This window comes from Saccharopolyspora sp. NFXS83 (genome assembly GCF_026241095.1).
Taxonomy (GTDB): domain Bacteria; phylum Actinomycetota; class Actinomycetes; order Mycobacteriales; family Pseudonocardiaceae; genus Saccharopolyspora_C.
The window spans coordinates 384,845-398,256 of the sequence record NZ_JAPFGB010000001.1; the positions used below are offsets into that span (position 1 = coordinate 384,845).

At 71.3% G+C, this 13,412-nt stretch carries 7 protein-coding genes; 4 read left to right on the forward strand and 3 right to left on the reverse strand.

Translation table 11 applies throughout. From position 1 onward, the window contains the following. Positions 1-44 precede the first annotated feature (44 nt). The gene (locus OOZ19_RS01935) at positions 45-3,956 is read left to right on the forward strand and encodes a DNA-directed RNA polymerase subunit beta' (RefSeq protein ID WP_266087493.1); all 3,912 of its coding nucleotides are present in this window, start codon (positions 45-47) and stop codon (positions 3,954-3,956) included. A gap of 152 nt (positions 3,957-4,108) precedes the next feature. Here the strand turns inward: OOZ19_RS01935 and OOZ19_RS01940 are convergent, their stop codons facing one another. Next, positions 4,109-4,309: a hypothetical protein gene (locus tag OOZ19_RS01940; RefSeq protein WP_266087495.1), complete on the reverse strand. Its 201-nt coding sequence runs from the start codon at positions 4,307-4,309 to the stop codon at positions 4,109-4,111. A gap of 235 nt (positions 4,310-4,544) precedes the next feature. Here OOZ19_RS01940 and OOZ19_RS01945 point away from each other — a divergent pair, with 235 nt between their 5' ends. Continuing rightward, positions 4,545-5,483 carry an NADP-dependent oxidoreductase gene (locus OOZ19_RS01945; protein WP_266087497.1) on the forward strand — a complete coding sequence of 313 codons (939 nt, stop codon included), beginning with the start codon at positions 4,545-4,547 and terminating at the stop codon, positions 5,481-5,483. Between the two features lie 158 nt (positions 5,484-5,641). Here OOZ19_RS01945 and OOZ19_RS01950 read toward each other — a convergent pair whose 3' ends face one another. Beyond that, positions 5,642-6,118 (reverse strand): DUF6319 family protein, encoded by a 477-nt coding sequence (locus OOZ19_RS01950; protein ID WP_266087499.1) that lies wholly within the window; start codon positions 6,116-6,118, stop codon positions 5,642-5,644. 122 nt (positions 6,119-6,240) lie between these two features. Then, positions 6,241-7,644: a MocR-like pyridoxine biosynthesis transcription factor PdxR gene (pdxR, locus tag OOZ19_RS01955; RefSeq protein WP_266087501.1), complete on the reverse strand. Its 1,404-nt coding sequence runs from the start codon at positions 7,642-7,644 to the stop codon at positions 6,241-6,243. 123 nt (positions 7,645-7,767) lie between these two features. Between pdxR and OOZ19_RS01960 the strand changes: the two genes are divergently transcribed. Next, entirely contained in the window at positions 7,768-8,871 is a 1,104-nt protein-coding gene (locus tag OOZ19_RS01960) for an ADP-ribosylglycohydrolase family protein (RefSeq protein ID WP_266087503.1), read from the forward strand. 756 nt (positions 8,872-9,627) lie between these two features. Beyond that, on the forward strand, positions 9,628-13,278 hold the full coding sequence (locus tag OOZ19_RS01965; protein ID WP_266087505.1) for an ADP-ribosylglycohydrolase family protein: 3,651 nt from the start codon (positions 9,628-9,630) through the stop codon (positions 13,276-13,278). Positions 13,279-13,412 lie beyond the last annotated feature (134 nt).

Below are 13,412 nucleotides of genomic sequence, written 5' to 3' on the forward strand. Positions count from 1 at the left end.
GCCGGTAGCCGGCCGGACCTTTCGACTAAGGGAGAAGACCCGACGTGCTGGACGTCAACTTCTTCGATGAACTCCGCATCGGCCTCGCCACGGCCGACGACATCCGCCAGTGGTCGTTCGGCGAGGTCAAGAAGCCCGAGACGATCAACTACCGAACCCTGAAGCCGGAGAAGGACGGGCTCTTCTGCGAGAAGATCTTCGGTCCGACCCGCGACTGGGAATGCTACTGCGGCAAGTACAAGCGGGTCCGCTTCAAGGGCATCATCTGTGAGCGCTGCGGCGTCGAGGTGACTCGGGCCAAGGTGCGCCGTGAGCGGATGGGGCACATCGAGCTCGCCGCTTCGGTGACCCACATCTGGTACTTCAAGGGCGTTCCGAGCCGGCTCGGCTACTTGCTGGACCTTGCTCCCAAGGACCTCGAGAAGATCATTTACTTCGCCGCGTACGTGATCACTTCGGTGAACACCGAAATGCGGCACAACGACCTGTCGACCCTCGAGAACGAGATGACGGTCGAGCGCAAGCGGGTCTCCGACCAGCGGGACGCGGACCTCGAGGCCCGTGCCCAGAAGCTGGAAGCCGACCTGGCCGAGCTCGAGGCCGAGGGCGCGAAGAGCGATGTGCGGCGGAAGGTCAAGGAGGGCGGCGAGCGCGAGATGCGCCAGCTGCGCGACCGTTCGCAGCGCGACATCGACAAGCTCGACGAGATCTGGGAGACCTTCACCAAGCTGGAGCCCCGTCAGCTGATCTCGGACGAGATGCTCTACCGCGAGCTCTACGACCGGTACGGCGAGTACTTCACCGGCGGCATGGGTGCAGAGTCCATCCAGGCGCTGCTGCAGGACTTCGACATCGGTGCCGAGGCCGAGCTGCTGCGCGAGACGATCCGCTCCGGCAAGGGGCAGAAGAAGCTCCGCGCCCTCAAGCGGCTCAAGGTCGTCGCGGCGTTCCAGGCCACCGGGAACAACCCCGGCGGCATGGTGCTCAACTGCGTGCCGGTGATCCCGCCGGACCTGCGTCCGATGGTCCAGCTCGACGGTGGCCGGTTCGCCACCTCGGACCTCAACGACCTGTACCGCCGGGTCATCAACCGCAACAACCGCCTCAAGCGACTGATCGACCTCGGCGCGCCCGAGATCATCGTCAACAACGAGAAGCGGATGCTGCAGGAGTCCGTGGACGCGCTGTTCGACAACGGCCGTCGCGGACGTCCGGTCACCGGCCCGGGCAACCGCCCGCTGAAGTCGCTGTCCGACCTGCTCAAGGGCAAGCAGGGCCGGTTCCGCCAGAACCTGCTCGGCAAGCGCGTCGACTACTCCGGTCGTTCGGTCATCGTCGTCGGCCCGCAGCTGAAGCTGCACCAGTGCGGCCTGCCGAAGGAGATGGCGGTCGAGCTGTTCAAGCCGTTCGTGATGAAGCGGCTGGTCGACCTCAACCACGCGCAGAACATCAAGTCCGCGAAGCGGATGGTGGAGCGCCAGCGCCCGCAGGTGTGGGACGTGCTGGAAGAGGTCATCGCCGAGCACCCGGTGCTGCTCAACCGTGCTCCCACGCTGCACCGCCTGGGCATTCAGGCCTTCGAACCGCAGCTGGTCGAAGGCAAGGCCATCCAGCTGCACCCGCTGGTGTGCGAGGCGTTCAACGCCGACTTCGACGGTGACCAGATGGCGGTGCACCTGCCGCTGTCGGCGGAGGCGCAGTCCGAGGCCCGGATCTTGATGCTCTCGAGCAACAACATCCTCTCGCCCGCCTCGGGTCGTCCGCTGGCGATGCCGCGACTGGACATGGTCACCGGCTTGTACCACCTGACCAGGCTGGTCGACGGTGCCACCGGTGAAGGCCAGGCGTACTCGTCGGTCGGCGAGGCCATCATGGCCTTCGACCGCGGCAGCCTGTCGCTGCAGGCGAAGATCCGGATCCGGTTGCGCGACGTGGTACCCGCCAAGGAGGCCACGCCGGAGGACTGGGAGCCGGGCAAGCCGTGGCTGGCCGACACCACGCTGGGCCGGGTGTTCTTCAACGAGCTGCTGCCCGAGGACTACCCGTTCGTCAACGACCTGCTGCCGAAGAAGCGGCAGGCGGCGATCGTGAACGACCTCGCCGAGCGGTACCCGATGGTCGCGGTCGCCCAGACCCTGGACCGGCTCAAGGACGCCGGCTTCCACTGGGCCACCCGCTCCGGTGTGACCGTGTCGATCTCCGACGTGGTCGTGCCGCCGCAGAAGAGCGAGATCCTCGACTCCTACGAGCAGCGCGCCGAGCAGGTGGAGAAGCGCTACCGCCGTGGTGCGCTGTCCTACCAGGAGCGCAACGCGGAGCTCGTCAAGGTCTGGACTGCGGCCAAGGACGAGGTCGCCGAGGCCATGGAGAAGAACTTCCCCGAGGACAACTCGATCAGCATGATCGTGAAGTCCGGTGCGGCGGGCAACATGACCCAGGTCGTGCAGCTCGCCGGCATGCGTGGCCTGGTGTCGAACCCGAAGGGCGAGTACATCCCGCGCCCGATCAAGGCGAACTACCGCGAAGGCCTGTCCGTGCTGGAGTACTTCATCTCCAACCACGGTGCCCGCAAGGGTCTGGCCGACACGGCGCTGCGTACCGCCGACTCGGGTTACCTGACCCGTCGTCTGGTGGACGTCTCGCAGGACGTCATCGTCCGCGAGACCGACTGCGGCACCGAGCGCGGCATCAAGATGCCGATCGCCGAGGTGTGGCCGGACGGCACGGTGCTGCGCGACGCGCACGTCGAGACCAGCATCTACGCCCGCACCACGGCCGAGGACGTCACGGACTCGGACGGCAACATCGTGCTGGCCCGTGGTTCCGACCTCGGTGACCCGGCGATCGAGAAGCTGCTCGGCGCCAAGATCGCCAGGGTCAAGGTCCGCAGCGTCCTGACCTGCGAGTCCGGCGTCGGTGTGTGCGCGGTCTGCTACGGCCGTTCGATGGCCACCGGGAAGCTGGTGGACGTCGGCGAGGCCGTCGGCATCGTCGCCGCCCAGTCCATCGGTGAGCCCGGTACGCAGCTGACGATGCGTACGTTCCACCAGGGCGGTGTCGCCGGTGACGACATCACCACCGGTCTTCCGCGTGTCACGGAGCTGTTCGAAGCTCGGGTCCCGAAGGGCAAGGCGCCCATCGCCGACGCTCCCGGACGGATCCGGATGGAGGACAACGACCGGTACTGGAAGATCACGGTCATCCCGGACGACGGCAGCGAAGAGATCGTCTACGACAAGCTGTCCAAGCGGCAGCGGCTCGCGGTCATCTCGGTGGACGGCACCGAACGGCAGATCGCGGACGGCGACCACGTCGACGTCGGCCAGCAGCTGCTGGAAGGTGCGGTCGACCCGCACGAGGTGCTGCGCGTGATGGGCCCGCGCGAGGCTCAGCTCCACCTGGTCCGCGAGGTCCAGGAGGTGTACCGCTCGCAGGGTGTGGGCATCCACGACAAGCACGTCGAGGTCATCGTCCGCCAGATGCTGCGGCGAGTCATCATCATCGACTCGGGTGCGACCGAGTTCCTGCCCGGTTCCCCGGTGGAGCGCTCGCAGTTCGAGGGCGAGAACCGCCGCGTGGTGGCCGAGGGCGGCGACCCGGCTTCGGGCCGTCCGGTGCTGATGGGCATCACGAAGGCCTCGTTGGCCACGGAGTCCTGGCTGTCGGCGGCCTCCTTCCAGGAGACGACCCGCATCCTCACGAACGCCGCGATCGAAGGCGCGAGTGACAAGCTGGTCGGCCTGAAGGAGAACGTGATCATCGGTAAGTTGATCCCGGCCGGTACCGGTATCAACCGCTACCGCAACATCCAGGTGCAGCCGACCGAGGAGGCGCGGGCCGCGGCGTACGCGATCCCGTCCTACGACGACGGCTACTACACGCCGGACGTGTTCGGCGCGGGCACCGGTGCCGCGGTGCCGCTGGACGACTACGACTTCGGTCGCGACTACCGGTAACGCGGTTCGCGGTCCGCGGTCGCGGAACAGTGCACGGAAGGTCCCCGCTCGGGTTCGAGCGGGGACCTTCCGCTGTTCGGGGAGGTCCGCCGCGCCGCGGCCGAAGAGCGTGCGAGCGGCCCCGCGCAAGGCGTGCCGCAACCGGGCGACGATCATGTCGGTGCTCCTTCCGCGTCCGCGGGGTCGTGGGACGCCCGCCGGGGCCCGCCGCAGGTCCGCAGACCGCGGCGGCGCGCTTCGGTGAGCAGGGCGAGCTGGTCGTGCAGGAGTCGGTGGCGCATCGCCTCGCACTCGCGGATCGCGGCGATCAGGCCGGAATCCGAGTACGCGGCGGCGCGCTCGTCGGTGAGCACGGGTGGTTCCGGCGGCGGGCCGACGTGAGCCATCGGCCCGGCTGGGCCGGCCTCGGGAGATCGGACTGCTCCGCTGGGAGTCCGGGCACGCGCCAGGGCGAGGTGGAGCGGGCGGTGGTTGCGCGATCTGGGGTCCATGACTTCGATCATCCAGAGTCGAACACCCGTTCGCCATTACACGAGCGGGTGGTCCGCGACGGGAATACCGGGGTCCGCCCGTCGAGTTGCACGCGGCATGCGATCAGTTGGAGTTTCCGAGTTCGGCGGGCCTGACGTGCTGCGCGAATTCCAGGTCCCGCAACGGCACGCCGGTCCCGGCGAGGTTCGGGTCAGGGTGCGCGCGGCGGCGGTCAACCCGACCGACACCGTGCTGCGCAGCGGGGCCTACGCCGAGCGGTTGCGGGAGAACCCGCCGCCGTACGTCCCCGGCATGGACGTCGCCGGCGAACTCGACGAGGTGGGCGAAGGCGTCGACACCGGGCTCTCGGTCGGAGACCGGGTGATGGCGATCGTCGTGCCGCACGCCGCCCACGGCGGCTACTCGGAGAGCCTGGTGCTCCCGGCCCGATCGGTGGTGCGGGTGCCGGCCGGGGTCGACGACTTGGCGGCCTCGACCCTGCCGATGAACGGGCTCACCGCTCGGCAGGCGCTGGACCTGCTGGAGCTGTCGCCGGGGGACGCGCTCGCGGTCACCGGTGCGGCCGGAGCGTTCGGCGGATACGTGGTCCAGCTGGCCAAGGCCGATGGTCTGCGGGTGATCGCCGACGCGGCCGACGCCGACCGGGAGCTCGTCCGGTCGCTCGGCGCCGACGTCATCGTGGAGCGCGGCGACGACGTGGCGGCCCGCATCCGCGAGGTGGAACCGGACGGCGTGCCCGCGGTCGCGGACGGCGCGGTGCACAACGACCTCGTCGTGCCCGCGGTGCGCGACGGCGGCCGGATCGCGACGGTCCGGTTCTTCACCGCGGAGGCGGAGCGCGGCATCACCTATCAGCCGGTCGCGGTGCGGGATTACGCGCAGGAGTGGGAGAAGCTGGACCGGTTGCGGGAGCAGGTGGAGCAGGGCGCGCTCAGCCTGCGGGTCGCGCGATCCTTCCCCGCGAGCGAGGCCGCCGAGGCGCATCGCGCGCTCGAGGCGGGCGGCGTGCGGGGGAGGCTGGTGCTGGAGTTCTGAGCCGCGAGCCGCGCGCGGCACTGAAACCCGCGGTGTGGCCGGGACGGTGGCGTTGCGCGCCGCCACCGTCCCGGATCCCCGGATGACCGGCGTCCCGCGCCCGTGGACGCATCGGGGCGCCGGTGTTCCGGGGACGTGTCAGCCGACCGGGAAGGTCGTCAGCTCTCCAGCTCGGACAGCGCCTTGCGCACCCGCTCGACCTCGGCCTCGAGTTCGGCGAGCTTCGCCTCGTGCTGCTCCCGAGCGGCGGACAGGACCTCTTCGATGGCTTCGGAGATGTCCTGGTGCAGTTCCGCGGCGGCCTTCGACACCGCTGCCGCCGGGACCGGCAGGCCCTGGACGACCCGCTTGCCGGCGTGCAGCAGCTCGGCCTGCCATTCGCCTTCCGCGGTGCCCGTCACGGTGAGGGTGAGCTCGACCGTGCGGGTCTTCTTGGCGGTGCTCTGCTTGCGGGGGCGGGGCTTCTTCGGCGCGGTCTCCGGTGCCGCGTCGGCGTCCGCGGGGGCGGCGTCGGCGGGTGCCGTCGCCTGCGCGGTGTCCGCCTCGGCCTGGGCGGTGCCGTTCTCCGGCTGCGTCGGGGCCTGCTCGGCTTGGGTCTCTTCGCTGGTCACCTGGTCTGCTTCCTGCTCGCCCACGGTTTCTCCTTGATGTGCGCCGGTCGGTGACCCAGGATAGAACACCAGTTCCCCTCGGCCGTGTCGGCGGGAGGGCCCGGCGCGCGAGGGCACTGTAGCGGGAGGCGCCGCGCCGCCGACGGTCATGGGTCGAGCGTGTCGAGCAATGCTTCCAGCGCGGGGCGGAAGGCGTGTTCGGCCGGAGCGGCGTAACCGATCACCACGCCGGGCGGGTGCTCGCCGTGGCGCACCCACCACGGGCCGAGCGCTTCGAGCTCGACGCCGCGGCTGCGCGCCCGAGCCATGATCTCCTGCTCGCCCGGCCCGTCCGGGGCGAGGCGCAAGGTGAGGTGCAGGCCGGCGGAGATCCCCGCCGGGTAGCGCCGATGGCGGGTCCGCAGGCCGTCCAAGCCGTGCAGCAGCTGCTCGCGCCGCGCCCGGTACGCCGCCCGAGATCGGCGGACGTGCTGGTCGTAGGCGCCGGAGCGGAGCAGCTCGCCGAGTGCGAGCTGGTCGAACAGCGGCCCGTACCTGCCGTGCGTCTTCATCTCCCGCACCGGTTCGACGAGCCGAGCGGGCAGTGCCAGCCACGCGATGCGCAGCGCCGGGGCGAGCGTTTTGCTCGCCGTCCCGGCGTAGATCACCGTGTCGGGCGCCATGCCCTGCAGCGAGCCGACGGGCCGCCGGTCGAAGCGGAATTCCCCGTCGTAGTCGTCCTCCACGATGATCCTGCCGTCGGCCTTGGCAGCGCGGATCAGCGCCGTCCGCCGCTGCGCCCGCATCGTGACGCCGAGCGGGAACTGGTGCGCGGGGGTGACGACGGCGGCGGGGCTGCGCAGCGCGGCCACGTCGATGCCGCCGTCGTCGACGGGGACGCCGTGCACCGTCATCCCGTTGTCCTCGGCGATGGTCCGGAAGTGCGGCAGCGACGGGTCCTCGAAGTCCACCGACGACACGCCTCGCGCGTGCAGGGCCCTGCTGATCAGTGACAACGCTTCGCTGTAACCGTTGCAGACGATCAGTCGATCCGGCGAGGTGTGCACGGCCCGCGCCCGCCGGAGGTATTCGGTGAGCGCTTCCCGCAGCGCGAGCGGACCTTGCGGATCGCCGTAGTCGAGGTCGTCGGCGGGCATGGCGCGCAGGATGCGGCGGCTCGCAGCGAGCCAGTCCTTGCGCGGGAAGGCGCTCAGGTTCGGCCTGCCCGGTCGGAAGTCCCAGCGCGGCGTGCGGGGAGCCGGGCGCAGTGCCGCGGGTTCCGGGCGTTCGCCGCTGCGGAGCCGGTCGGCGACGGTGGTCGGCGCGCCTTGCCGGGACAGCAGGAACCCCTCGGTGCCGAGCTGGGCGTAAGCGCGGGTCACGGTGCCGCGAGCGATGCCGAGGTCGTTGGCGAGAGCCCGGGTGGAGGGCACGCGGCTGCCCGAGGCGAGCCGTCCGTCGCGGATCGCCGCGCGCAACGCCTCGGCGAGCGCGCTGCTGTCCGGCCGCCCGGACCAGTCCAAGTGCAGGTCCAGTCCCGATTCGGGCGAACTGGACCGTTCGCGGGTCACGGCACCGGACCCTATCGAACGCGGCCTCCGCACGGGTCGCGGAACCCGCCTGCCCGCGGGCTCCCGGTTGCTAATCTCCGGTAGGTCGAGAGCCTGGCACGTCGAAAAACGGGGACAGCGAAGATGCAGCAAGGACCAGCCGACGCGAACGAACGGTTCGTCGGCAGCATGCTCGGCGGCGCACTGGGGGACGCGCTGGGCTTCGCCGTCGAGTTCCACTCGATCGACAAGATCCGCGAACGCCACGGGCCGGCAGGGCTGACCGAGCCGGTGCCCGCGCGGGAGAAGGCGGAGATCTCCGACGACACCCAGATGATGCTGTTCACGCTGGAAGGCCTGATCCGGGCGCACGTGGCGCGACGGATGAAGCCGGTGGACAACGACCCGGTGCCGGAGGTGCAGCACGCGTACCAGCGGTGGCTGCACACGCAGGGCCGGAGCTGGGCGGAGTCGGCGGGGCCGTACGCGGTGCACTTGGCCGAGCCGGACGGATGGTTGATCACCGAGCGCGGCCTGTTCTCGACGCGTGCCCCCGGCAACACCTGCATGACCGCGCTGATCGGTTTCGCCCGCACGCACCGGCAGGCGTCCCCGGAGAACGCGATCAACGACTCCAAGGGCTGCGGCGGGGTGATGCGCGCGGCTCCGGTCGCGGTGTGGTCGCACGATCCGGCGGAGGTCTTCCACGCCGCCGTCGGCGTCGCCGCGCTGACCCACGGGCACCCGTCCGGCTACCTGTCGGCGGGCGTGCTGGCGGTGATCGTGCACCAGCTGATCCGGGCGGTGCCGCTGCCGGACTGCGTGCGGCTCGCACGGGACCTGCTGCTGAGGTGGCGCAAGCACGAGGAGCAGCTGCGGGCGCTGGACGCCGCGGTGGAACTGGCGGCGGAGGGGGTCGTCACGCCGGAGCGCTTGGAGGAGCGGCTCGGCGGCGGCTGGGTCGGTGAGGAAGCGCTGGCCATCGGCCTGTACGCGGCGCTCGCCGCGCCCGACGTGCGGGAGGCGCTGCGGCTGTCGGTGAACCACTCCGGAGACTCGGACTCGACCGGCATGGTCTGCGGCAACATCGTGGGAGCGCTGCACGGGAGCAGGGCGCTGCCCCCGGAATGGCTGGATGTGCTGGAGCTGCGCGAGGTCGTGGCGGCGTTGTCGCAGGACGCGCTCGTCGAGTTCAGCCCGGCCCCGCCGACGAACGCGACCTGGAGCACCAAATACCCGGCTTGGTGAGTTTTTCGGGGTGAGGTGGTCGTGCTCTTGTGGTCGGGTGGCGGAACCTCGGCGTCCTTCTCGCTGCGGGATCGATTGCGCGAGTGGATCCGCCACCCGCGCAATTGCTGTCCTCACGAGAGAACGCTGAGCACTCGCAGGTGGTCGCATTGCTCCGGTGGGAGCTGCTCAGCGGCTTGCCGCCGCCAAGACATGATCACGGGTCGTGGATCGCCGAACCGCTTGGGATCGATGGCGGATCCTTCGGAGCGCGAGTGGGTCGCTGGGCGTACTAACTTGCATTGGTCAGCCGATCAGGTGGTTTGGGGCCGCGGCAGGCCTGATTTCGCGAGTGCGCTGTAGCGGGGGAGTCGGTCGTGGACGTGGGATCGCAGGTCCCGTGGCGGGTGCGGGCGCGTCGAGAGCGGTGCCGCCGTACCCGCCCTGCGGGGCTCGGACGGCGCGTATCGGGCGTGGTGACCGCGTCGTGAGCAGCGTCTCGATCGCGGTGGCACCCGCCGTGGCCACCGACGTTCCGCGGCGCACGGCACCCGGCCCTTCGATCATTCGGGGGAGTCGGCATCGGTGTCGGTCAAGTGCGGCAACATTGCGGGGTGCGGTCAACGGGATCGACGCCGTTCCACCGGAACGGCCGCGACGTCCGGGAAGTGCTCGGACATGATCCGCCTCAACGGTGTGGCGGCCCTGGCGACCGGCGGCTCGTGACCGCATGGCGCGCGTCGTTGCCCCGCACGGTGACCCGACAGGAGACTGGGGATGACCGGTGACACCTCGTGGTTCGCGAACACGCACGGCTCGGCGGTGTCGCGGCGAGAGCCGCGCGCGTTGAGCTGGTCGGACCGGTTCCGCGGCGCGCTGCTCGGCGGTGCCGTGGGCGACGCGCTGGGCGCGGGGGTGCGCACCCGCTCGGCCTGGGACATCCAGCACTGGTTCGGCAAGCAGGGCGTCGCGGACTACCTGCCGGTGTTCGGCAGGCGCGGTGGCGTCACCGAGCTGACCCAGCTCGCGGTGTTCACCTTGGAGGCGCTGCTGCGGGCGCGGGCGGTCAACGGTGAATCCGCCGACTGGTTACCGACACCCGTGATCCGCACGAACCACCTGCGCTGGCTCTACACGCAGGGCGTTCCGTGGGAGTACGCCATGTCCGGCTACCTGCAGACGCATCCGGAGCCGAGCGGGTGGCTGCTGGAGACGCCGCAGCTGTTCTCCACCCGCAATCCGGCCGGTGGCGCGCTGTCGGGGCTGGGCAAGCTCGCCACGCAGCCCCCGGCGCAGACCACCTACGACTCGCGGTTCGGTTCGGTGGTGCGCCCCGGATTCGCCGATTGCGCGGTGTGGGCGGCGCCGACGATGGTGTGGAGCACCTCGGAGGACCGCGTGTTCGCGGCGGGCGCCGATGTGGCGCGGTTGCTCACCGACGACCTGAACGTGCACGGCGCGGCCGGGTTCCACGCGGACGTCCTGACCCAGCTCATCCAGGGCGACATCGGGTTGTGGGACGCGGTGGGGCTCACCGACACCCGGCTGAGTTCGCTGCACAGCGGTGTGGAGGGGCCTGCCGCGGTGCGCAGGGCGGTGCACGCGGCGATGTTCGCGACCCGCGACGGCCGCCGCCCGCAGCCCGCCGAACTGGACGCGGAGTTCGACACGGAGCACAAGCCGGGCGAGCTCGGCACCGCGCTGGCCTCGGTCGCGGCTACGGGGAACTTCGCGGACGCCGTGGTGATGGCCGTCAACGTGTCGGCGGACAGCAGTGTCACCGGCGCGATGGCCGGTCAGCTCGCCGGAGCCCTCTACGGGCCGGAGGCGATTCCGCCGCGGTGGCGCGAAGAACTCGAACTGGGCGACATCATCGAGACCCTGTGCGCGGACGCCGCGGAGGCCTTCGCGCCGCCGCCCCCGCCGCCCCCGCTGCCGAAGTGGGCGCAGCGCTACGTCGGCGATCCGCGGCGCGGCACCGCGGGCCCGCGGGAGCTCGGCAGTCCCGAGCACGTGACCACCGTGGACAGCGGCCGGGGGCCGGAGCCGGTCCGCTCGGTGGACGGCAGCAACGACCCCACCATGATCATCGACCTCGGCCAGATCGAGTCCCACGCGGACTCCCTGGAGTTCGGCGAGCCGGGCGCCGGGGAACCAGCGCAGAGCGCGCGGCCGGTGGAGCCCGAACCCGAGCCCACCCCGGAACCCGAGCGTCCCGCGGCGAACGCGTTCACCCAGACCACCGACCGCACCGACCTGTCGCTGCTCGCCGCGCACCGGCCCGTCGACGACGCCGATGAGTCCCGGCCGATGCCCGACCTCGGCGCCGGTGGGTTCTCGCTGTCAACCGACCGCACCGATCGGGAAGAGCTGGCCCGGCTGGCGAAGCTCGTCTCGTTGCGCCCCGAGGAGGCGGGCCGGATCCCGGCCGCCGAACCGGAACCGCGGGTGGAAGAAGCGGAAACGCCCCAAGACCCGCCGCCCGCGGCGCAGCAACCGTACGAAGCACCCCAGGACCAGCAGCCGTACGAAGCACCCGCGGAGCAGCCGCACGGCGAGCAGCCGTACGAGCGCGGCAGGCGGTGGACGCCCGAGGACGTCCCCGCCGCCGACGAGCAGGACGACTCCGACGGGGTGGAATTCCCCGACGCGGATTCGGACACGCCGCGAGCCGAAGGCCCCGGAACCGAGCGGATCCCCGTGCCGAACGTCGCGGATCCGGATTCGCGCGGCTCGGACTTCCCGCCAGAGGCGCAAGAGCAGCCGGCCCAGGAGCAGGACGCCCCCGAACCCGAGGCCCCGCCGCACGGCTCCGCCGAGCAGGAAGCGCCGGTGCACGGCGCAGCCGAGCCGGAGGCGCCGGTGGCCGACTCGCGCGCGGCCAAGGCGGCGTCCGGCGGGCACGCGAAGTCCGAGACGACCGACGAGGTCGCGCCCTCGCTGACCGAGCGCGTGCTCGGCTGCTTCCTGGGCGGTGCGCTCGGCAACGCGCTCGGGTCGGACCTGGAGTTCGTCACCGCCGAGCAGATCACCGAGCGGTTCGGCCCCGCGGGCCCGCAAGGACTGCGGGAGGCCTACGGCGTGCAGGGCGCGATCACCGACGACACGCAGCTGACGCTGTTCAGCGCCGAAGGGCTGATCCGCGGCGGTATCGCGCGGCGCACCTTCGCCACCACCGACCCGCTGCCGGAGATCCAGCTGGCGTACCAGCGCTGGCTGCACACCCAGGGCGTCGAGTGGGAGGCCGCCGCGGGCGCGTTCCGCGCGGTGTACCCGGAACCGGACGGCTGGTTGGTGGAGGTGCCCGGCCTGTTCTCCACCCGCGCCCCCGGGAAGACGATCTTCCGCGCGCTGGCGCGGTTCGGCGACGGGCAGGCGGCCGGGTCGCTCACCGAGCCCATCAACGACTCGAAGGGCTGCGGCGGTGTGATGCGCTCGGCCCCGATGGCGATGTACTCGCCGGATCCGCCGGTGGCGTTCGAACTGGCCGCGCGGGCGGCGGCGCTGACCCACAGCCATCCCTCCGGCTACTTGTCGGCGGGAGCGCTGGCGGTGATCGTGCAGCAGGCGCTGCTGGGCCAGACGCTCGACGACGGCGTGTGGCTGGCGTTGCAGGTGCTCGAGACCTGGGACGGCCACGAGGAGACGAGTGCGCTGCTCAAGCAGGCCGTGGAGCTGGCCGAACGGGGCGACCCCGGCCCGGCGGACATCGCGGAGACGCTCGGCGGCGGCTGGGTCGGGGAGCAGGCCTTGGCCATCGCGGTGTGCGGCGCGCTCGCGGGTGGCGACGACGTGGCGAAGGCGCTGCGCATCGCGGTGCACCACGACGGCGACAGCGACTCCACAGGTGCGATCTGCGGCAACATCGTCGGGGCGCTGATCGGTGTCAGCGGGCTCCCGGTGGGCTGGCTCGCCGACCTGGAGCTGCGCGACGTCGTCGAGCAGATCGCGCTGGACTGCGTCGCCGAGTTCGGCGACTCGCTGGCCCGTAATCCGGACGATCCGGAACCGGCCGCGAGCGAACGCCCGGCAGACGAGGAGTGGGACGAGCGCTACCCGATCCGGCGGCTGCCGGTGCAGGACGACCGGCGCGGCTTGAGCGAAGCGGCCGGCGGTCGGCGGGACGATCAGCAGGATCCGGGCGCTCAGTGGGACGCGGGTGACCAGCAGGTTCCGGGCGACCGGTGGGATTCGGGGGAGCGGCAGGTTCCGGACGGCCGGCCGGATCCGGGTGATCCGCCGACGGCGCTGCTGCCCGCGGTCGGTTCGGTGGAGGATCCGGGAGTGCCGGAGCAGCCGCCGGAGGCGGACTCGTCCGCGCCGCGCGTGCAGGACACCGAACCTGAGCCGCTCGCGGCGTTCCCGGCCCCGAAGCCGTCGCCGCGTCGCATCCACAGTCCGCAGCCCGCGTACGACGGCGAGAGCTGAGCGGTCCTTTCCGGAATTGGCCGTGGTGATCGAACCGGGCGCGGGGTCGGCGTCACGACCGGCTTCCGGTGCGGACGGCGGTGCCGCCGCGCCCGGGGAGATCCGGGCCACAGTGGCGAATGTGGTGATCCACA